At 69.0% G+C, this 22,191-nt stretch carries 27 protein-coding genes; 16 read left to right on the forward strand and 11 right to left on the reverse strand.

Annotation, left to right across the window (positions count from 1 at the left end; all coding sequences use genetic code 11):
• Positions 1-127: 127 nt before the first annotated feature.
• Genes fliP through fliF form a run of 4 tightly spaced genes read right to left on the reverse strand, consistent with a single transcriptional unit; the run spans position 128 to position 3,238 of the window.
• A complete protein-coding gene (fliP, locus tag IT40_RS05450; RefSeq protein WP_084196875.1) occupies positions 128-856 on the reverse strand; it encodes a flagellar type III secretion system pore protein FliP in 729 nt (242 codons plus the stop codon).
• The gene (locus IT40_RS05455; protein WP_036751570.1) at positions 853-1,110 is read right to left on the reverse strand and encodes a FliM/FliN family flagellar motor switch protein; all 258 of its coding nucleotides are present in this window, start codon (positions 1,108-1,110) and stop codon (positions 853-855) included. Before IT40_RS05455 ends, fliP begins: the two co-directional genes overlap by 4 nt.
• A 2-nt stretch (positions 1,111-1,112) precedes the next feature.
• A complete protein-coding gene (locus tag IT40_RS05460) occupies positions 1,113-1,673 on the reverse strand; it encodes a hypothetical protein (RefSeq protein WP_036751572.1) in 561 nt (186 codons plus the stop codon).
• Positions 1,670-3,238 (reverse strand): flagellar basal-body MS-ring/collar protein FliF, encoded by a 1,569-nt coding sequence (gene fliF / locus IT40_RS05465; RefSeq protein ID WP_052095756.1) that lies wholly within the window; start codon positions 3,236-3,238, stop codon positions 1,670-1,672. The genes IT40_RS05460 and fliF overlap by 4 nt, the downstream gene beginning before the upstream one ends.
• 114 nt (positions 3,239-3,352) lie before the next feature.
• Between fliF and IT40_RS05470 the strand changes: the two genes are divergently transcribed.
• The 14 genes from IT40_RS05470 to kynU all read left to right on the forward strand — a co-directional run bounded on the left by IT40_RS05470 (position 3,353) and on the right by kynU (position 14,749).
• Positions 3,353-3,835 (forward strand): flagellar basal body-associated FliL family protein, encoded by a 483-nt coding sequence (locus IT40_RS05470; RefSeq protein ID WP_036751574.1) that lies wholly within the window; start codon positions 3,353-3,355, stop codon positions 3,833-3,835.
• Complete coding sequence (locus tag IT40_RS05475) at positions 3,832-4,179, forward strand: hypothetical protein (RefSeq protein ID WP_036751577.1); 348 nt, start codon at positions 3,832-3,834, stop codon at positions 4,177-4,179. The genes IT40_RS05470 and IT40_RS05475 overlap by 4 nt, the downstream gene beginning before the upstream one ends.
• Positions 4,172-4,714: a MotE family protein gene (locus tag IT40_RS05480; RefSeq protein ID WP_036751579.1), complete on the forward strand. Its 543-nt coding sequence runs from the start codon at positions 4,172-4,174 to the stop codon at positions 4,712-4,714. The genes IT40_RS05475 and IT40_RS05480 overlap by 8 nt, the downstream gene beginning before the upstream one ends.
• 8 nt (positions 4,715-4,722) lie before the next feature.
• Positions 4,723-5,589 (forward strand): flagellar motor stator protein MotA, encoded by an 867-nt coding sequence (gene motA, locus IT40_RS05485; protein ID WP_036751581.1) that lies wholly within the window; start codon positions 4,723-4,725, stop codon positions 5,587-5,589.
• Positions 5,586-5,867, forward strand: coding sequence for a hypothetical protein (locus tag IT40_RS05490; RefSeq protein ID WP_036751584.1), 282 nt, complete (start codon positions 5,586-5,588; stop codon positions 5,865-5,867). The genes motA and IT40_RS05490 overlap by 4 nt, the downstream gene beginning before the upstream one ends.
• Positions 5,864-7,945: a flagellar biosynthesis protein FlhA gene (locus IT40_RS05495; protein ID WP_036751586.1), complete on the forward strand. Its 2,082-nt coding sequence runs from the start codon at positions 5,864-5,866 to the stop codon at positions 7,943-7,945. The genes IT40_RS05490 and IT40_RS05495 overlap by 4 nt, the downstream gene beginning before the upstream one ends.
• Positions 7,942-8,700 carry a flagellar biosynthetic protein FliR gene (locus tag IT40_RS05500; RefSeq protein WP_036751588.1) on the forward strand — a complete coding sequence of 253 codons (759 nt, stop codon included), beginning with the start codon at positions 7,942-7,944 and terminating at the stop codon, positions 8,698-8,700. Before IT40_RS05495 ends, IT40_RS05500 begins: the two co-directional genes overlap by 4 nt.
• Positions 8,697-9,803, forward strand: a complete 1,107-nt coding sequence (flhB, locus tag IT40_RS05505) for a flagellar type III secretion system protein FlhB (RefSeq protein WP_036751590.1) — start codon at positions 8,697-8,699, stop codon at positions 9,801-9,803. The genes IT40_RS05500 and flhB overlap by 4 nt, the downstream gene beginning before the upstream one ends.
• Entirely contained in the window at positions 9,800-10,186 is a 387-nt protein-coding gene (locus IT40_RS05510) for a hypothetical protein (RefSeq protein WP_036751592.1), read from the forward strand. Before flhB ends, IT40_RS05510 begins: the two co-directional genes overlap by 4 nt.
• 550 nt (positions 10,187-10,736) lie before the next feature.
• On the forward strand, positions 10,737-11,381 hold the full coding sequence (locus tag IT40_RS05515) for a TetR/AcrR family transcriptional regulator (protein WP_036751594.1): 645 nt from the start codon (positions 10,737-10,739) through the stop codon (positions 11,379-11,381).
• Positions 11,382-11,501: 120 nt separating this feature from the next.
• Positions 11,502-11,840, forward strand: a complete 339-nt coding sequence (locus IT40_RS05520) for a hypothetical protein (protein ID WP_024842717.1) — start codon at positions 11,502-11,504, stop codon at positions 11,838-11,840.
• A gap of 2 nt (positions 11,841-11,842) precedes the next feature.
• A complete protein-coding gene (locus IT40_RS05525; protein ID WP_052095757.1) occupies positions 11,843-12,130 on the forward strand; it encodes an I78 family peptidase inhibitor in 288 nt (95 codons plus the stop codon).
• Positions 12,131-12,458: 328 nt separating this feature from the next.
• Positions 12,459-13,508: a substrate-binding domain-containing protein gene (locus tag IT40_RS05530; RefSeq protein WP_036751596.1), complete on the forward strand. Its 1,050-nt coding sequence runs from the start codon at positions 12,459-12,461 to the stop codon at positions 13,506-13,508.
• On the forward strand, positions 13,505-14,749 hold the full coding sequence (gene kynU, locus IT40_RS05535; RefSeq protein ID WP_036751598.1) for a kynureninase: 1,245 nt from the start codon (positions 13,505-13,507) through the stop codon (positions 14,747-14,749). The genes IT40_RS05530 and kynU overlap by 4 nt, the downstream gene beginning before the upstream one ends.
• A 31-nt stretch (positions 14,750-14,780) precedes the next feature.
• Here the strand turns inward: kynU and IT40_RS05540 are convergent, their stop codons facing one another.
• From IT40_RS05540 to surE, 3 genes are read right to left on the reverse strand one after another with little or no spacing between them, the layout of a single operon-like run.
• Positions 14,781-15,953 carry a LysM peptidoglycan-binding domain-containing protein gene (locus tag IT40_RS05540; RefSeq protein ID WP_084196877.1) on the reverse strand — a complete coding sequence of 391 codons (1,173 nt, stop codon included), beginning with the start codon at positions 15,951-15,953 and terminating at the stop codon, positions 14,781-14,783.
• Positions 15,954-15,984: 31 nt separating this feature from the next.
• Positions 15,985-16,635: a protein-L-isoaspartate(D-aspartate) O-methyltransferase gene (locus IT40_RS05545; protein ID WP_036751599.1), complete on the reverse strand. Its 651-nt coding sequence runs from the start codon at positions 16,633-16,635 to the stop codon at positions 15,985-15,987.
• An 8-nt stretch (positions 16,636-16,643) separates the two neighbouring features.
• A complete protein-coding gene (gene surE / locus IT40_RS05550) occupies positions 16,644-17,438 on the reverse strand; it encodes a 5'/3'-nucleotidase SurE (RefSeq protein ID WP_036751602.1) in 795 nt (264 codons plus the stop codon).
• 190 nt (positions 17,439-17,628) lie between these two features.
• Between surE and IT40_RS05555 the strand changes: the two genes are divergently transcribed.
• Both IT40_RS05555 and IT40_RS05560 read left to right on the forward strand, forming a co-directional pair.
• On the forward strand, positions 17,629-18,552 hold the full coding sequence (locus IT40_RS05555) for a sulfite exporter TauE/SafE family protein (RefSeq protein WP_036751604.1): 924 nt from the start codon (positions 17,629-17,631) through the stop codon (positions 18,550-18,552).
• Positions 18,549-19,346, forward strand: coding sequence for a TIGR02186 family protein (locus IT40_RS05560; protein WP_036751606.1), 798 nt, complete (start codon positions 18,549-18,551; stop codon positions 19,344-19,346). The genes IT40_RS05555 and IT40_RS05560 overlap by 4 nt, the downstream gene beginning before the upstream one ends.
• On the opposite strand, the gene IT40_RS05565 is transcribed toward IT40_RS05560, so the two are convergent.
• From IT40_RS05565 to IT40_RS05580, 4 genes are read right to left on the reverse strand one after another with little or no spacing between them, the layout of a single operon-like run.
• Positions 19,333-20,478, reverse strand: a complete 1,146-nt coding sequence (locus IT40_RS05565; RefSeq protein WP_036751608.1) for a GNAT family N-acetyltransferase — start codon at positions 20,476-20,478, stop codon at positions 19,333-19,335. The two genes, IT40_RS05560 and IT40_RS05565, sit on opposite strands and share 14 nt — an antisense overlap.
• A gap of 31 nt (positions 20,479-20,509) precedes the next feature.
• Entirely contained in the window at positions 20,510-21,265 is a 756-nt protein-coding gene (locus tag IT40_RS05570; protein ID WP_036751610.1) for a glycerophosphodiester phosphodiesterase family protein, read from the reverse strand.
• On the reverse strand, positions 21,265-21,705 hold the full coding sequence (locus IT40_RS05575; RefSeq protein ID WP_024842728.1) for a RidA family protein: 441 nt from the start codon (positions 21,703-21,705) through the stop codon (positions 21,265-21,267). Before IT40_RS05575 ends, IT40_RS05570 begins: the two co-directional genes overlap by 1 nt.
• Before the next feature lie 9 nt (positions 21,706-21,714).
• Entirely contained in the window at positions 21,715-22,170 is a 456-nt protein-coding gene (locus IT40_RS05580; protein ID WP_240540287.1) for a YbjN domain-containing protein, read from the reverse strand.
• Positions 22,171-22,191: the final 21 nt, after the last annotated feature.

Raw genomic sequence — 22,191 nt, forward strand, 5'->3', positions numbered from 1 at the left:
CCCCACCTGGCCTGCTGTCCGTTTCCGGTCGGATGTTCAAATTCGCTGCTCCTGAAAATATCGGAACGACATGACCTTGCGGATGCGCCGGCCCCAGGCTGGCCCGGAACGTCCGGCGAACGGTTTGTCATTGATAGCTGCGCACCAGCGCGGCCGCAATCATGCCCCAGCCGTCCACGACGACAAAGAAGGCCAGCTTGAAGGGCAGGGCCACCACGACGGGCGGCACCATCATCATGCCCATCGACATCAGCACGGCCGAAACCACAAGGTCGATGATGAGAAAGGGCAGCGCGACCAGGAAGCCGATCTCGAACGCCCGCTGGATCTCGCTCAGCATGAAGGCGGGGATCAGCACCGACAGCCGGTCGGGCGATGCCTGGGGATCGGGGGCGATCTCGGCCAGGGTGGCCAGCATCTCGGGGTCGGTGCGATGCTCCATGAAGCCGCGGAAGGGCACGATGCCGCGCTGGAACGCCTGTTCGACGCTGATCGCGCCGTCGCGCAGGGGGGCGCCCGCGACCTCCCAGGCCTCGGTCAGAACCGGGCTCATCACGAACCAGGTCAGGAACATGGCCAGGCTGACGATCAGCATGTTCGGCGGTGATTGCTGCAATCCCAGCGACTGGCGCAGGATCGACAGCACCGTCACGATAAAGGGAAAGCAGGTCACCATGATGGCGATCCCCGGCGCCAGCGACAGCGCCGTCATCACCGCCAGCAGCGTGATCGAATGCCGGCCGATGCCGCCGGCCACCGCATCGAGGCCCGCCGCGTCGATCAGCGGCAGATCCTGCGCCGCCGCAACTTGCGGCAGCAGCAACGCAGCAACAAGGACAAGGGCAAGCCGGATCACGATACGCTGGCCGGGCCAAGGATGCGGACGCAAAGCCGGTTGCCGGTTTCATCGCCCGAGACCAGTTCCCCCCGCGCGATGACCTTGTCGCCGACGCAGATCTCGACGCCGTCCGACATGTCCTGGTCCAGGGTCAGCACGTCGTCCGGCCGCAGGCGCGACAGCTCGGCGACGGTCAGTTGCGTGCCGCCCAGCCGGATGGTGATTTCCACCTGGATCTGGTCGGTGGCGATAAGGCTGGCAAGATCGTCCATGATCAGTCCTCGGTCTTGATGTCGTCGATGATGGCCTTCAGTTCGGCCCCGACCGCCGCAGGGTCAAAGAGGATCGTGCCCTGGCCGGCGACCAGTTCGACCATCTCCCGGCCCGGCGGCAGGTTCTCGATCCGAACCTGGGGAAATTGCGCGCGGGCCAGGCAATCGGCCAGGTCCGGGTGCAGGTCTTGCGGGCAACGGACCACCAGCGCGCGGTCCGGCGCATGCTCGATGATGCGCGCCACCTCCTCGGCCAGGGCAAGCCGCAGCCGTTCCCTTTGCGAGCGCGGGCCAAGCAGGTCTACCAGCGCGTGCAGCACCGGCGCCAGCGCCTTGCGGAGATCGGCGCGCAACGCGGCCTCTTTTTCCTGGCCGATCTGCATGTCGCGGCGAAACTCGGCCAGCGCCTGGGTCAGCGCATCCAGGCTGGCCTCTCGTCCCTCGGCCAGGCCCTTTTCATAGCCGCATTGAAAGGCTTCCTCGCGCTCGATCGCGGCGGCCAGCTGCCCGGCATCCGCAGCGCCCGAGGAAAACGAATCAAGCCGAAGCGCGGCAGGTCTCATAGCGCATCCTCACGTTTCTCGATCCAGCCCGACAGGATCTGCAGGCTTTCGTCCTTGCGCGATTTCATCAGTTCCTTGAGCCGCCCGACCGGATCGCCATCCTCTGCCCCCATGGGCGTGAAGTCGATCTCGGGGACGATGCTGGCCTGGGCCGGCAGGGGGTCGCCCTCGGCCCTGGCGGCCGCCAGCACCGCCGGCGGCTCCGAGCGGTCCAGCAGGGCCGGCGCCGGATTGCCCGCGGGCCTCGAGCGAAGCAGCGGGCGCAGCAGGAAGGCCGCCAGCGCCAGCGCGAAAAAGCCGACCAGCACGAGGCGGATCAGCCCGTTCAGGTCCAGCCTGGACAGGAGGCCGCCGGTGCTGGCCAGGGTGCCCGCCTCGGACAGCGAGGCGAAGGCCAGCGATTTCACGGTGATCGCGTCGCCCCGCCCCTCGTCGAAGCCCACGGCCGAGGCGACGAGTTCGCGAATCGCCTGAAGCTCGGCCTCTTCGCGCGGCACCAATGCGGTTTCGCCATTGGCCTCGGTCCGGGCGACGCCGTTCACCAGCACGGCGACGGTCAGGCGGCGGGTGGCGCCGGGCTGGCGCGTCACCTCGCGCGTGACCTTGCTGACCTCGAAATTCGAGCGCTGGCGGGTTTCCGACCGCGACGAGCGGCTTTGGTCGCCGGCATTCTCCTGGCCCTCGGGCAGGTTCGAGGCGGCCGTGACCGCGCCCTGCTGCGCATTGCTGCTTTCGTCGGCGCTTTCCTCGCTTTCCTGCGAGATCAGGGCGCGTTCCTGCGGGTCGAAGCGCTGCTCGGTCAGCAGTTCGGATTCGTTGACCACGTCCAGGTGCAGCTCGACGATGGCGTTGCCATGGCCGACATGCGCGGCCAGGATGCGCTCGACATTGCGCTTCATCTCGGCCTCGCGGTCCTCGCCGGCGAAATCCTCGCCCGAGGAAATGACGCCGCGTTCGCTGTCGATCACCGCCACCCGGTCCGCCGACATGCCCGGCACGCCCGAGGAAACCAGGAACTTCAGCGCCTTGGCCTGGCTGCGGTTGATCGGCGTGCCGTCGGTCGTCAGCGTGACCGAGGCGGTCGCCTCGGCCTCGCGCCGATAGCCGCGGCCCTGCGGGACCGCCAGGTGCACGCGCGCCGCCTTGACGTTCGGCAGGGCCAGGATGGTGCGGGCCAGCTCGCCCTCCTTGGCGCGCCAATAGGCGGCGTCGAACATCTGCGAGGTGGTGCCGAAGCCCGACATGCCGTCCAGGATTTCATAGCCCTTGCCCCCGGCCGAGGGCAGCCCCTCGCCGGCCAGCATCATGCGCAACTCGTCGCGCCGGCTCTCCGCGACCCAGATCGAATCGCCCCGGATCTGATAGGGGACGCCGGATTTCTCGACCGCGGCCATGACGGCGCCGGATTGCTGCGAATCCAGCCCCGAATACAGCAGCGCCATGCCGGGCCGGCTGGCCAGCCAGGAAAGCCCGGCAATGGCGGCAAAGGTGAACAGGAAGGCAGCCGCCAGCACGGCCCTTTGTCTTGCGCTTCTTTCGCGCCAGTAGTCCTGCAGCTTCAGCAAAACCGTCCCCTTCGAATCGCCGTGATCCTTGTCGCGACCTTCATGGCACGGGGGCGATTAAGAATTGGTTAGCCCGCTGGTGATATCCAGTCCCCGGACGGACGGAGAATCACCATGACCGATGTCGCCGACATCAACGCGGAAGAAAAAACCGGCGGGGGGATCAAGCGCATCCTGCTGCCGCTGGGGCTGGCCCTTGTCCTGGGCGGGGCGGGCTTCGCCTCGACCTGGCTTGGCTTCTGGTCGCCCATGTCGCTTCTGGCGCCCAGGCAGGAAAAGGTGCAGCCCGTGGCCGCGCCGGCCGTGGCTTTCGTCGACATTCCCCAGATCGTGCTGACGCTGGCCGGGCCGCGGGCGCGGACCCTGGTGATGACGGTCAAGATCGAGACCGACCAGAACCGCCGCGCCGAGGTCGAGCACCTGATCCCGCGCCTGCTGGACAGCTTCAACGGCTTTCTCACCGACATAGACCCCGCGGCTTTCGAAAAGCGCGGAATATTGGACATCGTCCGCGACGAGCTGGCGACGCGTGCCGTCTTCGTCCTGGGCAAGGAGGCGTTCACCGATGTCCTCATCACGGAGTTCAGGATCCAATGACGATTGCGCAGCTTTTACAGGTCGTTCTGATCACCTTCACCATCGGGCTGTCGGGATTCTGCTTCATGCTGGCCCGCCGGCTGCGCAAGCTGAACGACCTGGAGACCGGCCTGGGCGGCGCCATCGCCGTCATGACCAGCGAGATCGGCCGGCTGGAGAAATCCATCCTGCTGGCCAAGGCCGAGGCCACCGCCGCCACCCAGGCCCTTGCCGACGAGATCGAGCGCGCCAAGCAGGAACGCGCCTTCTGGATGCTCCAGCAGAAATTCGCCGAGCCCGGCCCGCAGCGGCCGAACCGGCTGCAACGCCGCCGGCGGCGCGAGGGAGCGGTGGCCGATGCGTAAGCCGGTCCTGTCGATCCTGGGCGGCGTGATGATCCTGGCCGCGGCCGGCCAGGCGGCGATGCTGATGGACGGGCTGTCGCGCCTGTCGGCCCATGCCGTGCCGTCCGAGCTGATGGCCGGCTGCACCGATGTCCCCGAAGCGGTGGCCTTGGCCGAGACGCTGCGCGAACGCGCCTTGCGCATCGACCGCTACATGCAGGACATCGAGCGTCGCAAGGCCGAGATCGCCTCGGCCGAAAGGCGGCTGACCGAGCGGCTTATCGAACTGCGCAAGATCAAGCAGCAGATCGCCCAGAACAACCGGGGCCAAAGCCAGGCGCAGACCGAGGACATCGCACGGCTGATCGCGGTCTACGACCAGATGAAGCCGGAACAGGCGGCCATGGTCCTGTCGAACCTGCCGCCGGATTTCGCCGCGCAGATCCTGGCACGCGTCCAGCCGGAAACCGGCGCACGCATCATGGCCTCGGTCGAGCCGGGCCATGCCGCGGTCCTGACCTCATACATGGGCGCCCTTCGGGCCGCCGGGAAGTAGGTGAACAGATGTTCGGCATGATCGGCATTGTCGTGACCTTCGCGATGGTCTTCGGCGGCTACCTCCTGGCCGGCGGAAAGCTGGGGGTCATCCTGCATTCGCTGCCCTTCGAGATGATGATGATCGGCGGGGCGGCGATCGGCTCGTTCCTGCTGTCCAACGAGACGGTGGTGATCAAGCAGGCGCTGGGCGGCATCGGCCGCTCGCTCAAGGGGCCGCGCTGGCACGAATCCGACGTGCAGGACGTGCTGTGCCTGCTGTTCCAGCTGCTGCGGATCGCCCGCGCCAGCCCGGTCGAGCTGGAAGAGCATATCGAGAACCCCGGCTCCTCGCCGATCTTCCAGGCCTATCCGCGGATCCTGGCCGACGAGCATGTGGTGACGCTGATCGCCGACACCCTGCGCTCGGCCAGCCTGAACTACGACGACCCCTATCAGGTCGAGGAGATGCTTTCGCAGCGCATCGGGCTGATGAACGAGGAAGCCATGCATGCGCCGCATGCGCTGCAGAACATGGCCGACGCCCTGCCGGCGCTGGGGATCGTCGCCGCCGTGCTGGGCGTGATCAAGACCATGAGCTCGATCGACCAGCCGCCCGAGGTGCTGGGCAAGATGATCGGCGGCGCCCTGGTCGGCACCTTCCTGGGCGTGTTCCTGGCCTATGGGCTCGTCGCGCCCTTCGCCCAGCGGCTTGGGGCGGTGACCAAGCAGGACCAGGCCTTCTACGACGTGATCAAGTCGGTGCTGATCGCCGGGCTGCACCAGCATGCGACCAACCTTTGCGTCGAGGTGGGCCGGCAATCCGCGCCCGAACATGTCCGCCCCTCGTTCGGCGATGTCGAGAACGCGCTGCGCGAGCTGAAGAGGGCATCGTGATCGCGGTGCTGATCCTGTCCGCGGCACTTGCCGCCGGACCCGGCCCGGACGGGGCGCCGACCCGCGACGGCCTGATCCGCGAGGCGACCGACCGGCTGCTTTATGGCGAGCCGCTGCCGGCCGACATGGGCGACAGGCTGATGCGGCTTTCGCCCGCGGACCGGATCGAAGTCCTGATCTTTCTCAGGCGCTCGGGCATGCTGGCCGGCCCGGCCTGGAGCATCGAGCGCCTGCTTGAACCCGCCAGACCCCCCAGCCCCCAAGGAGCCCAGGAATGAGCCTTGCCGAGACATCCGCAACCGGCTGGGCGGCGCGGCCGCTGATCATCACCGGGGTTCTGCTGCTGATCGTGCTGTCCATGGTCATCCCCATGCCGGCGCGGCTGCTGGACCTGGGGATCGCGCTGTCCATCGCCAGCGCGACGCTGATCCTGGTGATGGCCTCGCTGGTGGAAAAGCCCACCGATTTCCAGGCCTTCCCGGTCCTGCTGCTGGTCTCGCTGCTGATCCGGCTGTCGCTGAACATCTCGTCGACGCGGCTGATCCTGACCGACGGCCAGAACGGCACCGCCGCGGCGGGCCATGTCATCCAGGCCTTTGCGGAATTCGTCGCCGGCGGCTCGCTCCTGGTCGGGCTGACGGTGTTTGCCGTGATCACGGTGGTGAACTTCATGGTCATCACCAAGGGGTCGGGGCGCATGGCCGAGGTCTCGGCCCGCTTCGCGCTGGATTCGCTGCCCGGCAAGCAGCTGGCCATCGACGGCGACCTGAACTCGGGCGCCATCGACCATGACGAGGCCAAGCGCCGCCGCGCCCGCGAACAGCGCGAGATCAGCTTCTTCGGCTCGCTCGACGGCGCGTCGAAATTCGTCAAGGGCGACGCCATCGCCGGCCTGGTCATCACGCTGATCAACCTGTTCGTCGGCCTGGCCGCGGGCGTGCTTTTGCACGGCATGCCCCTGGGCGAGGCGATGAGCACCTATTCCAAGCTGACCATCGGCGACGGGCTGGTCAGCCAGATCCCGGCGCTGATCACCTCGATGGCGGCGGCGCTGCTGCTGTCGCGCGGCGGCGCGACCGAGACGACGGCGGACCTTCTGTCGCAGCAATTCCTCAGCAACTGGCAGGTGCCCTTCATCAGCGCGGTCGGGATGCTGGTCATCGGCATGGTGCCCGGCATGCCGACGCTGGTGTTCTTCGGCCTGGCGGCGGTGCTGGGCACGACGGCCTGGTTCATCCGCGCCCGCCAGGACAAGGCGGCCCCCAGGGCCGCGCCGGACGAGCCCCGGAACGCCGCACCTGCGCCGACCCGCATCGGCGACGTGCTGGACACCGACGAGATCTGCGCCGAGATCGGTGCGGGGCTGATCGTCAGCGCGCTGGACCCGGCGCGCGGGCTGGGCCAGCGCATCACCAACCTGCGGCTGCATATCGCCCGCGCCTACGGGCTGATCCTGCCCGATGTCCGCATCACCGACGGCACCGGCTTCCAGGACGGCGAATATGTCATCCGGCTGCACGGCGTGGTGCGCGGCAAGGGCGTCCTGCGGCCGCAGGGCGTGCTGGCCTTGGGTGCGGAATCCACGCTCGAGGGGCTTGCGGGCGAAAGCGTGCGCGAGCCGGTCTACGACAGCGCCGCGCGCTGGATCGCCCCGGAATGGCAGGACGAGGCGGCGATCGCCGGCGCCACCGTCGTCACCCCGATGGAGGTTCTGTCCACGCATTTGATGGAGGTGGTCAAGACCAACCTGCCCGCGCTTCTGACCCTGTCCTCGATGCAACGCATGATCCGCGAGCTGTGCGGCGTTTCGGACGAGCATCGCGCCCAGGTCAACCAGCGCTTCTTCGACAGCATGGTGCCCGACAAGGTGTCGCCCGAGATGCTGCTGGCCGTGCTGCGCGGCCTGCTGGAGGAACGCATCTCGATCCGCAACCTGGTTCTCATCACCGACGCGGTTCACGAATCGCGCAATGCCGCCTCGCCCGAGGCCGTCTATGAACAGGTGCGCAAGCGCCTGCGCGGCCAGATCACCGAACAGTTCCTGGATCAGGACGGCTATCTGGGGTTGCTGCAGCTGCATCCGCAATGGGAGGCCGAGATCGCCCGCGGCGAGGCCGAGGGCGCCAGGGCCGGGGCCAGTGCCGTCCCGCAGATCCAGAAACGCCTGGCCGAGGCCGTCCAGGCCACCCTGGCCGGCCTGTCCCCCGGACTGGAGGTGGTGCTTGCGGTGCCCGATCACCGCAGGCGCCTGGTGCGGATGATGCTGTCCTCGGCCGGGATCGCGACGCCGGTGCTGGGGCTGGACGAGATCGACCCCGCCGCGCAGATCCGGCTGCGCGGCACGGTGGCGCCATGACGCAATTCCTGGCCGATCCGCGCCTGGCGGCCATGCTGGCCACGCTGATGCTGACCTATTGCCGGGTGCAGGCCTGTTTCGCGATGCTGCCGGTCTTTTCCGAACGCGCCCTGCCGGTGCGGGTGCGCGCCGCGCTGGCCATGGCGGTCACGCCCCTGCTGGCGGAAGGCGCGCAGCCCCTTGGGGACATCGGCAGCCTGCTGCACCTGGCCGCCCTGGCCGGGGCCGAGATCCTGACCGGGCTGGTTCTGGGCGGGCTGGTGCGGCTCTTCGCGATGGCGCTGGACATCGCGGCGACGGCCATGGCCGCGACCGCATCGCTGTCGCAGCTGATCGGCGCCGCCAACGAATATTCCCCGCATCCGATCGGCAACCTGATGCACCTGGCGGGCCTCGCCCTGCTGATGGCCCTGGGCTTTCCGATCCTCGCCTTCGACCTGTTGCGCGAAAGCCTGGTGCTGCGGCCCTTGGGCGACTGGCCGCAGGTCTCCGAGGTGCTGTCCAGCGCCGTCGCGCTTGTCGGGCAGGGCTTCGTCCTGGCCATGCTGCTGGCGGCGCCCTTCATCCTGGGCGGGTTCCTGTTCCAGGTGCTGTCGGGCATGATCAGCAAGGTCATGCCCACGCTGCCGGTCGTCTTCATCGTCGCCCCCGGCGCGATCCTGCTGGCCTTGCTGGCGCTGGTCGTGCTGGCACCCTCGATCCTGTCGGTCTGGGCCGATGCGGTCCTCGGCAAGATGGGAACGCTGCTGCGATGAGCCAGGAAAGCAGCGACGACAAGCAATTCGACGCCTCGGAAAGCAAGCTGCGCAAGGCGCGGCAGGAAGGCGACGTCCCCCGCTCGGCCGAACTGCAATCGGCGCTGATGTATCTGGGCTTCTGGTTCGCGGCGCTGTTTGCCAGCGCCTGGGCCGCGCCGGCATGGATCGGCATGGCCGCGCGCGCGCTTGGCGGCGAGCCCTGGCCCGACGGCGAGGGCCGCGCCGTCACCGACCTGGCCCGCGCCCTTGCGGGACAGGCGGGGCTGGCGACCCTGGCCGGCGTGGCGATCATCGCCCTGCCGATCCTGCTGGGCATGGTGGCGCAGCACTCGGTCGTGCTGACGCCCAAGAAGCTGCTGCCCGATTTCAAGCGCATCAACCCGGTCAAGAACGCCGCGCAGAAATTCGGCAAGAGCGGGCTGGTCGCCTTTGCCATCTCGCTGGGAAAGGCGCTGCTGGTCGGGGTGGGCGGCTGGTTCCTTTACGCCTCGCTTCTGTCCTGGCTGATGGCCTCGGGCGCCATGCAGGATCTGCAATGGGTCGAGGGGCTGGGCCTGATCCTGCGCCGGGCGGTGCTGCTGGCGCTGGGGATCGGCGCGGTCTTCGCCGTCATCGACCTGATCTGGAAGCGCCTGGAATACCTCAAGCGGCACCGCATGTCCCGCCAGGAGATGCAGGACGAGCACAAGGAGAACGAGGGCGACCCCCACCTGAAGGCCGCGCGGCGGCAAAAGGGCGTGGACATCGTGCTCAGCACCATGCTGGCCGATGTCGAAAAGGCCGATGTGATCATCGTCAACCCGACGCATTTCGCCGTGGCGCTGGAATGGAAGCGCGGCAGCGGCCGGGCGCCGGTCTGCCTGGCGAAAGGGGTGGACGAGGTCGCCCGCCGCATCCGCGAGCGCGCGCAAGAACACCAGGTGCCGATCTGGTCGGATCCGCCCTGCGCCCGCGCGCTGCATGCCACGGTCGAGATCGGGCACGAGATCAGGCCCGAGCATTTCGCCCCGGTCGCCGCCGCGATCCGCTTTGCCGAGGCCATGCGCAAGAAGGCGCGCGAGGGCTGGGGCGGCGCCCCCCGCCGCAGGGAGGAAGCATGAGACAGGACCGCGACGCGCTGGCCGGGCTGGAGCGGATCGCCCGGCTCAAGGCGGATATGGAGATGCGCCGCCTGGCCGCCTTTCGCGCCCATGTCGAGGCGACGCGCCATCGGATCGGCCAACTGGAGACCGAGCTTCAGGCGATCTATCGCGCGGACCAGCCGTTTTCCGTGGCCGAGGCGCGGCTGACCAACGCGCTGGCCGGAGAACGCAGCCGGGCGCTGCTGGCCGCCGAGGAAGAACTGGCCCGGATCCTGCCCGGCTATGAGCGGGCCCGGCAGGCGGCCGCGCGCGAATTCGGCCGCGGCGAGGCCGTGCAGGCGCTGCGAAAGGATCTGGTTGCGCAGGCGCGGCGCGACAGGGCGCGGCGGGGCGGCGGATGACGGCGCGGGCCTGCGACAAAACGCCGCTAGCCCGGCAAGCCGGAGGGCAGATGCCTGCCCGGACCGACAGGCCGGCACCGCCGCAGGCAAGCGCGTGCCAGTCGGTCCATTCCCGGCCGGTCAGGCGTCCTGCCCTACCCGACGGCCGGCCTGGCCGGGGCGGCGACCGTGGCCGATCCAGGAGCCCCGCGCAGGCGAATCATGCCAAGCGGGCGTGGCGCCTGCGAATTTTTTTCGCGCCCGCGGCCTTCCCATCCGGCCGGCGCGGGGCGATGCGGGTCGGCAAAATGCGCCGCTTCTTCAGGTTTTTGCCATCCGCGTCACAAGGCCGCCCCGGCAAAGACGATTCGCTATTGATCCAACGGAGATGCTGGGCCAATCAGGAAACAACTTTTAGACATATTGTACTTCACCGCGCAGAACCTTTGCAACGAATCCGGTTTGCCCTTATGGAACGGGAAGGCTCGATTTGCGTCGGCGTTACGGTGTCTGAGTTCCGTTCTGCGGGACACGCAGGGCAGGTTAAGGAGTAATGAGGGGGTTCTAGCGGATGCCTAAGGCTCTTCCGGTAACGCGTGGTCGCAAATTCTTGCAGGTGCTGGAGGGCGCCCGGACCATTTTTCTGCGCGACGGCTTCGAGGGGGCGAGTGTCGATGACATCGCCCGCGAGGCAGCAGTGTCCAAGGCGACGCTCTACAGCTATTTTCCCGACAAGCGCGTCATGTTCATGGAGGTTTTCCGCAACGAGCTTGCCCGCGAGGCGGCCGATGCCAGCGCCCTGATCGAGGTCGAACTGCCGGTCGAGCAGGTGCTGCCCTTCATCGTCCAGATCATCTCGGCGCATATGATCTCGGAATTCGGGCTGCGGATCTTCCGGGTCAGCGTGGGCGAGGCCGAGCGCTTCCCCTCGCTCGCGCAGGAATATTACGAGTCGGGGCCGGCGCTGCTGCGCCAGCAGCTGATCGGCTATCTGGAGCGCTGCATCGAACGCGGCGAATTGCGCATTCCCGACCTGGAACTGGCCGCCGACCAGCTTATCGAGCTGGCCGGGGTCACGATCCACGACCGCGCCCTGTTCCTGGGACCGCAATCGGTGGACAAGGAGCTTCTGCGCAAGGTGAACCGCAGCGCGGTGGCCATGTTCCTGTCCTGTTACGGCAACGGCCGGAACGCGCTGGCCGAGGCGGCCGAATAGGCCGCCGCACCCGCGGTTTCGCAGCAACGCCGTGCCGCAATCGTCAAGGCGCCGCTTCTCATTCCGACGCCGCGCCCTTATGCTGCCGCGCCAGAAATTCCCTTACTGGATGATTGCCCGATGACCCGAGCCCTGATCGCGCTTCTTGCCCTTGCCCCCCTGGCCGCCTGCGCCCCGGCCTATGCGCCGGCGCCCGAGCCGGTTCCGGCCGTCGCGCCGCTGCCGCCCGTGCCGGTGGCCGGCGTCAGCGGGCTGGAATCGCGCGAACCCGACGCCTGCCATGCCAAGAACTATGTCTCGGCCCTGGGCCAGCCCGGCAGCATCATCCCGACCCTGGGCGTGACCCGCGATTATCGCGTCGTCGAATATCGCGGCATCGAACCGCAGGAATACGATCCGCTGCGCATCGTCTTCCGGCTGGATGCCGCAGGCAATATCTACAATATCGATTGCGGCTGACGATGCGGGGGATCGGGCGTTTCCTGCTGCTGGCGCCGCTTTGTGCGCTGGCAGCCTGTGCCGAGGCCCCGCCCCCGGCGCAGCCGCCGGCGCCGCAGGCCGACAGCTGCAACGCGGCGCCGTTCCGGGGCCTGGTCGGCCAGCCGCGCGCGGTGCTGGACAGGATGATCCTGCCCGCCGGCACCCGCATCATCGGCCCGCGCGATGCGGTGACGATGGATTACCGCGCCGACCGGATGAATTTCGAGATCGGCGAGAACGGCCGGATCGCCAAGATCGGCTGTTATTGACACGCATGGCTGTGGCGGGCGGAACCGCCGCGCCCCCATGCGACGCGCTTGCGGCATGACGAAGTCCTGGGCCCCAGGGGCCTTTGGGTCGGAAGAACGCCGCATTCCCTGGCGGCCGGTTCCACCGGGCCGCGCCTTTCGCGATATGCGCTACGATATGGGGCCGGCCAGCCCGGTTGCGCCGCGCCGGGCTGGACCCCATGCGCGGCCGATCCGGCGAGGGCCTTGCCTTGCCGCGCGCCATGCCAGGATCGCGGCTATGGACCGGTCGGGGCGGATGCTCTAGACATTTCCGGGGCAAGCAGGCGGCCCAAGGAGGAGCTGGGAATTGGCCACGCTGAAGGATGTCGCGCGGGCCGCCGGGCTGTCGATCACGCAGACCAGCCGGGCGCTGAACGACCATTCCGATGTGAACGAGACGACGCGCAAACGGGTCAAGGCCGTGGCGCGGTCGCTGAACTATCAGGCCAATATCTCGGCGCGCAAGCTGGTGACCGGGCGTTCGGGCATGGTGGCGCTGGTGGTGCCGCAATCGACCAACCTGGCCGAGGACGGGCTGTTCATGGAGGGCGTCGCCGGGCTTTCGGCGCAATTCTCGGGGCGCGGCATGCAATTCGTGCTGCATGTCACCCGCCCGCAAGAGCCGGTCATCGAGGTCTACAAGCGCCTGATCGGCAACGGGGTTCTGGACGGTTTCGTGCTGTTCAGCCCCTCGGACGACGACCCGCGCGCGGCCTTCCTGCGCGACAACGACATCCCCTTCGTGGTGCATGGCCGCATCGGCCCGGCGCCCGACCACGCCTATTTCGACATCGAGAACGAAGGCATCCTGCACCAGATGGCCAGCCACCTGACCGGGCTTGGCCATCGCCGCATCGCGCTGATCAACGGCCGGCCGGGGCTGAGCTTCGCCTCGGCCCGGCTGCGCGGCTATCGCCGGGCGCTGGAGCAGGCCGGCATCGCCTTCGACCCGGCGCTGACCCGGCACGGCGAGATGACCGAGGCGCTGGGGCTGGTCTCGACCGTCGAGATGTTCCGCCAGGGCGGCCGGCCCCCGACCGCGATCATCTGCAGCCATGTCCATATCGCCAAGGGCGTCTACAAGGCGCTCGAGGCGCTGGGGCTGGGGATACCCGGCGACGTGTCGGTCATGGCGCATGACGACCACCTGCCGGCGCTGCGGGCCTCGGCCTTCTTCCCGGCGCTCAGCGTGACCAAGGCGCCGCTACGCGACAGCTGGGAGCCGCTGGCCGATTGCCTGGCCGGCCTGCTCGAGGGCCGGCCGCTGAAGGAATTGCAGCGCGTGGGCCCGCATGAGCTGATCATCCGCAACTCGACCGGCCCGGCGCCGGAGCCATCCGACAAGGACGAGCCATGACCCTTCCCGACCGTGCCGCGATCGAGGCGATGGACGCGCAGGACCCGCTGCGCCACCTGCGCGACGCCTTCATCCTGTCCCCGGACGAGGTCTATCTGGACGGCAATTCCCTGGGCGTGCCGACCCACGCCGCGCAGGAGGAGCTGCTGCGCGCCGCCCGCGACGAATGGGCCGGCCAGCTGATCCGCAGCTGGAATGGCGCCGGCTGGTTCGACCTGCCGGTCGAGCTGGGCGAGCGCATCGGCCGGCTGGTCGGCGCGGCGCCGGGGCAGGTGGTGGTGGCGGACACCACCTCGGTCAACATCTACAAGGCGCTGCATGCCGCCATGGCGCTGCGGCCGGGGCGCCGCACCATCGTCGCGGAAAGCGGCAGCTTCCCGACCGACCTCTATATCGCCGAGGGCGTCGCCTCGACCCTGCCCGGCGCGCGGCTCCGGCTGGAGGGCGTCGACGGCGCCACCATCGAGGATCTGCTGGACGCCGATGTCGCCGCCGTGCTGGTCAACCATGTGAACTACAAGACCGGCGAATTGCGCGACATGGCGGCCCTGACTGCGCGCATCCAGGCGGCGGGCGCCATCGCCGTCTGGGATCTGTGCCATTCGGCCGGGGCGCTGCCGGTGGAACTGGACGCGGCGGGGGCGGATTTCGCCGTCGGCTGCACCTATAAATACCTGAACGGCGGGCCGGGTTCGCCGGCCTTCGTCTATGTCGCGCACCGGCACCTGGGGCAGGCGCGCCAACCGCTCAGCGGATGGTGGGGCCATGCCCGGCCCTTCGCCTTCGAGACGGGATACGAGGGCGACCCCGGCATCCGCCGCTTTCAATGCGGCACCCAGCCGATCCTGTCGATGCGGGCGCTCAAGGGCGCGCTGGCGATCTGGGACGGGGTGGACATGGACGTCTTGCGGGCGAAAAGCCTGGCCCTGACCGATCTGTTCATCCGGCTGGTCGAGGCGCGCTGCGCCGGGCTGGGGCTAACGCTGGAAAGCCCGCGCGAACCCGCCCGCCGCGGCAGCCAGGTCGCCTTCGGCCACGACCACGCCTGGCCGGTGATGCAGGCGCTGATCGCGCGCGGGGTGATCGGCGATTTCCGCGCGCCCTCGACGCTGCGCTTCGGCTTTGCGCCGCTCTACCTGCGCCATGTCGACGTGCTGCGCGCGGTCGAGGTGCTGGAGGAGGTGCTGAAAAGCGCAAGCTGGAAAGACCCGCGCTTTGCCCGGCCCGCCGCCGTGACCTGAGGGACGAATGCGCCCCGCGCCGCAGGGCCGCCTAATTCAGGTATTTCTCGGGATCGACGCTGTCGAAGCCGTTGCGCACCTCGAAATGCACGACGCCCTGGCTGCGGGCCTTGCCCAGCGGGGTGCCGGCGCTGACGGACTGGCCCTTGGTCACGGCGACATCCTCGAGCCCGGCATAGACGGTCATCAGGTTGCCTTCGTGGCGCACGACGATGATCGGCACCTGGTCGGTGTCGCGGGTGATGGCGGCGACGGTGCCGCTGCCGGCGGCCGCCACCGTGCTGCCGGGTGCCGCGGAAATGTCGATGCCGTCGTTCTTGCCCTTCTGGTAGGTGCGGATGATGGCGCCGTTGGCGGGCATGCGGAACTTGCCGCTGCCCGAGGCGGCGGTGCGGGTCTGGCCCAGGTCGGGGCCGGCCGGCTTGTTCACCGCGCTGGCGGCGGGCTGCGTGCGCTCGTTCGGCAGGGGCTCGGCCGAGGATGGCGGCCGGGGCGTCGGGCTTCCGGTTCCGGGCGCGGTGACGACCGCCGTGGCGGGGCGGCTTTGCCCGGCGACGGGGATCAGCAGGCGCTGGCCGGTGCGCAGCGTCATCTGCTGCGTCAGCCCGTTCCACTGGGCCAGGTCGTTGACCGAGACATTGTATTTGCGGGCGATGGACCAGGCCGTCTCGCCGGCGGCGACGACATGCTGGCGGGGCTGGCTGGCGGCCGGCAGGGTCTGCGCCGTCACCGCCCCCGCCGCCCCCGCGGCCGGGGGCACGTTCGGCTGCCGCACGCCCTGCCCGGCAAAGGGATCGCTGACCTGCCCGGTGGACGAGACGACAGGCGCCGCCGCCGGCACCCCGGCGGAAACGCGGCGCGGCAGGGCGACCACCGCGCCGGGGTTCAGCACGGTATTGGCCTCGATGGCGTTGTACCTGGCCAGTTCGGCCGCGTTCAGCCCCAGCCGGGCGGCGATGGTGGCCACCGTATCGCCCTGCCGCGCGATGGCGACCTGGTAGCCCGGATAGGAGATCACGCCGCGCTGGTCCGGCGCCGGACGGGGCTGGGCCCGCGCCGCCGCCCCGGAGGTTTCCAGCCCGCCCCGGCCCCAACGCCGCAGGTCGGGGTCGAAATTGCTGAAATCCAGGCCACCCTGCGGCCCGCAGGACGCCAGCGCCACCGCAGCGCCGGCGAGCATCGCCAACTGCCTGATCTTGATCATCTGCCCGTTCCTCACTCTGGACGGCCGGGGGTCATGTCTGTCCCAACCCCTCGACCAGCGGCACGAAGCGCACCTGCCGCAATTCGTCATAGTCAAAGCCGCTTTCGCCGCGCCGCACGCGGATCAGGGTCTGGACCGCATCCGACTGCCCGACCGGCACCACCATGATACCGCCGATCTTCAACTGCGCCAAGAGCGGGCCCGGCGGATCCTCGGCCGCCGCCGTCACCATGATGCGATCGAAGGGCGCCTGCTCGGGCAGCCCGCGCGAGCCGTCGGCGACCAGCGCGGTGATGTTGGGCAGGCCCAGGTGGCGAAACAGCGCCTCGGCCTCGGCCACCAGCCGGCGGTGGCGGTCGATGGTATAGACCCGGCGGCACAAGAGCGACAGCACCGCCGCCTGGTAGCCCGAACCGGTGCCGATCTCCAGCACCTTGTCGCGCGGCCCGACCTCCAGCGCCTGCGTCATCAGCCCCACGACCGAGGGCTGGCTGATGGTCTGGCCGCAGGGAATGGGCAGCGGCGTGTCGTCATAGGCGCGATCCTCGAAATGGCCGCGCACGAACTCGCCGCGGTCGATGCGCTCCATCGCCTCCAGCACGCGCGGATCCGTGACCCCGCGCTGCCGCAGCGCGAACAGGAAGCGCATCTTGCGTTCGGCGGTCTCGGGATCGTCGCTCATGCCCAGGTTCAGCCCTCCTCCAGCACGCCGCGCAATTCGGCCAGGGTCTTGTGGCAGGTCAGGTCCGGCCGCATCGGCGTCAGAGAGATATAGTCGCGCATATTCGCGTCCACGTCACTCTCTGGCGTGGCCTGCGCGGTCTGCGAGCCGCCCAGCACCCACAGGAACCGCCGCCCGTTCGGGGCGTGATAGGGCTCGACCTCGAAGCGGACGCCCTGGCGGCGGCCCTGGGGCGCGACCCGCGTGCCCTTGACCGAGGCCGCGTCGCAGGGCGGGAAATTGATGTTGTAGAACAGCCGGAAATCCTGGTCCGAGGTCCAGTCGCCGTAATCCAGCAATTGCCGGATCAGCCGCGGCCCATGCATCCGGGCCGCCTGGAACGGATCGTCCAGCGCCGCAGTGCGCTGGCCCATGTATTGCGACAGCGCGATGGCGGGCAGGCCCTGCAGCGCCGCCTCCATCGCGCCGCCCACGGTGCCGGAATACATCACGTTCTCGCCCGAGTTGTTGCCGCGGTTCACGCCCGACAGCACCAGGTCCGGCGGATTGTCCCGCATCACGTCGGCGATGGCGGCCAGCACGCAATCGGCCGGCGTGCCCTCGGCGGCATAGCGGCGCGGGCCCAGCTCGGCAATCAGCGTCGGGTGGACATAGCTGATGCAATGGGCGACGCCCGATTGCTCGAAGGCGGGGGCGACGGTCCAGACCTCGCCGCCCGGACCGGCGACCTCGGTCGCGATCGCCTCCAGCGTCTCGAGTCCCGGAGCGTTGATGCCGTCGTCGTTGGTAATCAGAATGCGCATGGTCTTCCCTGTCCGGCGGCCGCGCCGGGCCGCTGTCCACGCCGCCCGCGTCCCTTGCCGTTATCTGCCCGTCACATCTGCTTTATCCGCGCCACAGGCTTGCGACAACCCGCCGGAAGGGCCACGGAAGCGTTTGACGCAGGGCTGTTGCCGGGGCAGCATCGGGACAAGGCAATAAGCCGGGCAGGACATGCAGATCTATCTTCCCATCGCCGAAGTGGCGGTCAATGCGCTGGTGCTGATCGGCCTGGGCGGCATCGTCGGGCTGATGTCGGGCCTGTTCGGCGTCGGCGGCGGCTTCCTGATCACGCCGCTCTTGTTCTTCATCGGCATTCCGCCGGCCATCGCGGTGGCGACCGGCGCCAACCAGGTCGTCGCCTCGTCCTTTTCCGGCGTGCTGGCGCATGTCAAGCGCAAGAGCGTGGATTTCCGCATGGGCTGGGTCTTGCTGGGGGGCGGCCTTGTCGGTTCCTCCGCGGGGGTGCTGCTTTTCAACATGCTGTCGCGGCTGGGCCAGGTCGACCTGGTGGTGCAGCTTTGCTATGTCGTCTTCCTGGGCCTGATCGGCGCGATGATGCTGCAGGAAAGCCTGCGCGCACTGCACCGCGCGCGCCGCAGCGGGCCGATCAAGCCGATGCGCCGCCACCAGCACGGCTGGGTCCACAAATGGCCGCTGAAGATGAAGTTCCGCGCCTCGGGGCTTTACATCAGCGCGATCCCGGTCCTGCTGGTCGGCGCCGCCGTGGGGGTGCTGGGCGCGATCATGGGCGTCGGCGGCGGCTTCATCATGGTGCCGGCGATGATCTATCTGCTGGGGATGCCGACCAAGGTGGTCATCGGCACCTCGCTGTTCCAGATCACCTTCCTGTCGGCCTATACCACGCTGATGCATGCCGTCTCGTCGAACACGGTGGACGTGATGCTGGCGGTGCTGCTGATCGTCGGCGGCGTGACCGGGGCGCAGATCGGCACCCACCTGGGCGCCCGGCTGCGGGCCGAGCAGCTGCGCATCCTGCTGGCGCTTCTGGTGCTGGGGGTCTGCGGCAAGCTGGCGCTGGACCTGTTCCTGCGCCCGGACGAGCTTTATTCGATCACGCCGGGGATCCTGCCATGATCCGGCACGCGCTTTTCGCCGCCCTGGCGCCGGTCCTGCTGGCGCTGCCGGCGAATGCGCAGCCGGCCACCCCGCAGCCCCCGCCCGAGCAGATCGTCGCCGGGCTGTCGCGGGACGACGTGGACATCACCACCAGCTTCGACGGTTCCGAGATCATCATCTACGGCGCCATCAAGCGCGAGACGCAGATCCCGGCGGGCGCGCCCCTGGACGTGATCGTCACGCTGGAGGGGCCGGCCCAGGCGCTGACCGTGCGCCACAAGGAACGCCGGCTGGGCATCTGGATCAATACCGGCCGGGTCAGCGTCGGCGCGGCCCCCAGCTTCTACGTGGTGGCGACGACGCGGCCCCTGCACCTGATCCTGCCCACGGCCGAGGACCAGCGCCACCGCATCTCGATCCCGCTGGCGATGCGCGCCTTTGCCGGGCCGATGGAGGTCGAGGATGCCGTGCCCTATACCGAGGCGCTGATCCGCCTGCGGCGCGCGTCCGACCTTTACCGCCAGGACGACGGCGCCGTGCGGCTGGCCGAGCAGACGCTGTTTCGCGCCGATGTCCGCCTGCCCGCCAACCTGGTCGAGGGCGTCTACAGCACCCGCATCTTCCTGTTGCGCGACGGCCGGGTCATCGACACCTTCCGCGCGCCCATCGAGGTGCGCAAGGTCGGGCTGGAACGCTGGCTCTATCGCCTGGCGCTGGAGCAGCCGTTCATCTACGGCATCATGTCGCTGGCCATCGCGGTGGCGGCGGGCTGGGGCGCCTCGGCCGCGTTCCGGCTGGTCAAGCGTCCCTGACCTCGCCGCGGCGGAACGGACCCATCTCGGCCAGGATCGCCATTTCCTGGTCCACGGCCTCACGCTCGCGTTCCAGATAATCGGCGATGGCGTCGTGAAAGCCGCGGTCGGCGACCCAATGCAGCGAATGGGTCTGGCTGGGCATGTAGCCGCGCATCAGCTTGTGCTCGCCCTGCGCACCGGCCTCGACGCGGGACAGGCCATGGGCGATGGCCCAGTCGATGGCCTGATGATAGCACAGTTCGAAATGCAGGAACGGGTGGTCCTCGGTGCAGCCCCAATAGCGGCCGTAAAGCGCGTCGCTGCCGACCAGGTTCAGCGCCCCGGCGACGGGGCGGCCGTCGCGCAGGGCCAGGACCAGCAGGCAGTCGTCGCGCATGGTCCGGTGCAGGATGTCGAAGAAGGCGCGGGTCAGGTAGGGCCGGCCCCATTTGCGCCCGCCGGTATCCTGGTAGAAGGTCCAGAAGGCGTCCCAATGCTCGGGCCGGATCTGGTCCCCGGTCAGGCTGCGGATGCTGCCGCCGAAAGCCTGCGCCCGCTCGCGTTCCTTGCGGATCGCCTTGCGCTTGCGCGAGGACAGCTGCGCCAGGAAGTCGTCGAAGCTGGCATAGCCCCGGTTCAGCCAGTGGAACTGCTCGCTGGCGCGGGGCAGGAAGCCGGCCGCCTCGCCCAGCCTCGCCTCGGCCTCGGTGCAGAAGGTGACATGGGCGCCGGACAGGCCCGATTGCTGCGCGAATTGCGCCATGGCCGCCAGCAGCCCGCGCCGCACCGCCGGGCTGGACGCGATCAGCCGCGGCCCGGTGACGGGGGTAAAGGGCACGGCGCATTGCAGCTTGGGGTAATAGCGCCCGCCGGCCCGCGCATAGGCCTGCGCCCAGCCGTGGTCAAAGATGTATTCGCCCTGGCTGTCGGTCTTGACATAGCAGGGCGCGACGCCCGCGACCTGCCCGTCCAGCCGCGCGACCAGGTGGCTGGGGTGCCAGCCCGTCCCCTCGCCGACCGAGCCCGATTGCTCCAGCGCCGACAGGAAGCGATGGGTGGTGAAGGGGTTGGCGCCCGCCCCGCAGCCGTCCCATTGGGCGGCGTCGATCCCGGAAATCGCAGGCAGGACGGAAACGGCAAGCTCGCTCATGGGGGCAACATAGGCGCGGGCGCGGCGATTGTCAGGGCTTGGCGGGCAGGTAATGCTCGAATGTGATGTTGTCGGCGACGCGGCGCGCCTCGGCCTCTTCGGCGGCCGAGCGCACGGTCCAGCACAGCACCGGCACCCCCCGCGCCTTCAGCGCCGTCACCGCCGGATTGGCCAGGTCGCGGCGGTCATGCGAGATGAAGCCGGCCCCCACCCGGTCGAAATCGGCGATGGCGGCCAGATGCGCGCGGGTTTCGGCGTCCAGCATGTCCCAGTCCTCGGCCTCATAGCCGCAGGTGGTCAGCCCCACCGTCACCCCCGGCGCAGCGGCATGGAAGGCCGCGACCGCATGGGGGTTGAAGGACATGACCGCGACCGGGCCGTCATAGCCGGCAAGCAGCCGCGCCACCTCGGCCTGCAACGCACCCACCTCGGCCGAGGAGCGCAGGCTCTGGTCCTTGATCTCGATCAGCAGCGGCACCCGGCCCGCGACCTCGGCCAGCAGTTCCGAGAGCGTCGGGATATGCTCGGCGGTGCCCATGATGCGCAGCATGGACAGCGCGTCGATGCCCAGGGCGCTGACCAGCCCCTCGGCCCCGGTCAGCCGCGGCAGGTCGTCGTCGTGAAACACCAGCGCCGTGCCGTCCGCCGCGCGCTGGATGTCGCATTCGATGCCGTAGCCCGCGGCGATGGCGGCGCGAAACGCCGCCATGCTGTTTTCCGGCACGCCCGGCCCGTGCAGCCCGCGATGGGCGATGGGCAAGCGCAGGAAATCCGGGTCAAGACCCATCAGGCGAACTCGAAGATCGCCTCGACCTCGACCGCGACGCCGCGCGGCAGGGCCGGGGCCGAGACGGCGGCGCGGGCATGGCGGCCCTTGTCGCCGAAGACCTCGACCATCAGGTTCGAGCAGCCGTTGATCACCTCGGGCTGGTCGGTGAACTCGGGCGTCGAGTTGACGAAGCCGGTCAGCTTGACCACCCGCACCACCCGATCCAGCGACCCCAGCGCCGCCCGCGCCTGCGCCAGCAGCGCCAGGCCGCAGCCGCGCGCCGCCTCGGCCCCCTCCTCGACCGCCAAGTCGGCGCCGAGCCGCCCCTTGGCCGGGCTGATCTGGCCCGAGACGAACAGCAGGTTGCCCGTCATCACATAGGGCACGTAGTTCGCCGCCGGCGCGGGCGCGTCGGGCAGCGTGATCCCCAGCTCTGCCAGTTTCGTCTCGATGGACATGCTTTTCTCCTACCAGTCGATGAAGTCGCGGAAATCGCTCAGCACGATGCGCCAGGTATCCAGCGCGTCGTCGAAATTCTTGCGCCCGATGCCGTCGCCTGCAACCCCGATATCCATCTCGATGAAGGGATCGCCGGTCTCGTCCAGCCAGACCTTGCCGAAACGCTTCTCGCGGTTCCAGCGGTTCGCCATGCTCTCGGGCATCGAATCGTCCAGGTCGAACCCGGCCGAGAACTGGATCGCGCCGCAGGTCTTTTCGCATTGGTAGAAATAGACCTGGAAGCTGGTGCCGTCGATGCGGCTTTCGATCAGCGGATCGCCGGCGCTGTCGGTGGTCAGCTTGGCCGGCAGGCCGAAATCCGTCATCAACAGGCGAATCACCTCGGGATCGCCCATGACCTGCGCCTGTGCCGCGGGCGCCTGGATCAGCGCCGCCAGCACAAGAGGAACCAGGGTTCGCATCATCTTCTCCGTTGCGGAAATCGC

Origin of the sequence: Paracoccus versutus, assembly GCF_000763885.1 — a bacterium.
Taxonomy (GTDB): domain Bacteria; phylum Pseudomonadota; class Alphaproteobacteria; order Rhodobacterales; family Rhodobacteraceae; genus Paracoccus; species Paracoccus versutus.

Coding starts and splice junctions, on each gene's coding strand:
- IT40_RS05455 (WP_036751570.1), bottom strand. CDS start 1,110: ATGGACGATCTTGCCAGCCTTATCGCCACCGACCAGATCCAGGTGGAA.
- IT40_RS05460 (WP_036751572.1), bottom strand. CDS start 1,673: ATGAGACCTGCCGCGCTTCGGCTTGATTCGTTTTCCTCGGGCGCTGCG.
- IT40_RS05470 (WP_036751574.1), top strand. CDS start 3,353: ATGACCGATGTCGCCGACATCAACGCGGAAGAAAAAACCGGCGGGGGG.
- IT40_RS05475 (WP_036751577.1), top strand. CDS start 3,832: ATGACGATTGCGCAGCTTTTACAGGTCGTTCTGATCACCTTCACCATC.
- IT40_RS05480 (WP_036751579.1), top strand. CDS start 4,172: ATGCGTAAGCCGGTCCTGTCGATCCTGGGCGGCGTGATGATCCTGGCC.
- motA (WP_036751581.1), top strand. CDS start 4,723: ATGTTCGGCATGATCGGCATTGTCGTGACCTTCGCGATGGTCTTCGGC.
- IT40_RS05495 (WP_036751586.1), top strand. CDS start 5,864: ATGAGCCTTGCCGAGACATCCGCAACCGGCTGGGCGGCGCGGCCGCTG.
- IT40_RS05500 (WP_036751588.1), top strand. CDS start 7,942: ATGACGCAATTCCTGGCCGATCCGCGCCTGGCGGCCATGCTGGCCACG.
- flhB (WP_036751590.1), top strand. CDS start 8,697: ATGAGCCAGGAAAGCAGCGACGACAAGCAATTCGACGCCTCGGAAAGC.
- IT40_RS05510 (WP_036751592.1), top strand. CDS start 9,800: ATGAGACAGGACCGCGACGCGCTGGCCGGGCTGGAGCGGATCGCCCGG.
- IT40_RS05515 (WP_036751594.1), top strand. CDS start 10,737: ATGCCTAAGGCTCTTCCGGTAACGCGTGGTCGCAAATTCTTGCAGGTG.
- IT40_RS05520 (WP_024842717.1), top strand. CDS start 11,502: ATGACCCGAGCCCTGATCGCGCTTCTTGCCCTTGCCCCCCTGGCCGCC.
- IT40_RS05525 (WP_052095757.1), top strand. CDS start 11,843: ATGCGGGGGATCGGGCGTTTCCTGCTGCTGGCGCCGCTTTGTGCGCTG.
- kynU (WP_036751598.1), top strand. CDS start 13,505: ATGACCCTTCCCGACCGTGCCGCGATCGAGGCGATGGACGCGCAGGAC.
- IT40_RS05540 (WP_084196877.1), bottom strand. CDS start 15,953: ATGATCAAGATCAGGCAGTTGGCGATGCTCGCCGGCGCTGCGGTGGCG.
- IT40_RS05545 (WP_036751599.1), bottom strand. CDS start 16,635: ATGAGCGACGATCCCGAGACCGCCGAACGCAAGATGCGCTTCCTGTTC.
- surE (WP_036751602.1), bottom strand. CDS start 17,438: ATGCGCATTCTGATTACCAACGACGACGGCATCAACGCTCCGGGACTC.
- IT40_RS05555 (WP_036751604.1), top strand. CDS start 17,629: ATGCAGATCTATCTTCCCATCGCCGAAGTGGCGGTCAATGCGCTGGTG.
- IT40_RS05560 (WP_036751606.1), top strand. CDS start 18,549: ATGATCCGGCACGCGCTTTTCGCCGCCCTGGCGCCGGTCCTGCTGGCG.
- IT40_RS05565 (WP_036751608.1), bottom strand. CDS start 20,478: ATGAGCGAGCTTGCCGTTTCCGTCCTGCCTGCGATTTCCGGGATCGAC.
- IT40_RS05570 (WP_036751610.1), bottom strand. CDS start 21,265: ATGGGTCTTGACCCGGATTTCCTGCGCTTGCCCATCGCCCATCGCGGG.
- IT40_RS05575 (WP_024842728.1), bottom strand. CDS start 21,705: ATGTCCATCGAGACGAAACTGGCAGAGCTGGGGATCACGCTGCCCGAC.
- IT40_RS05580 (WP_240540287.1), bottom strand. CDS start 22,170: ATGATGCGAACCCTGGTTCCTCTTGTGCTGGCGGCGCTGATCCAGGCG.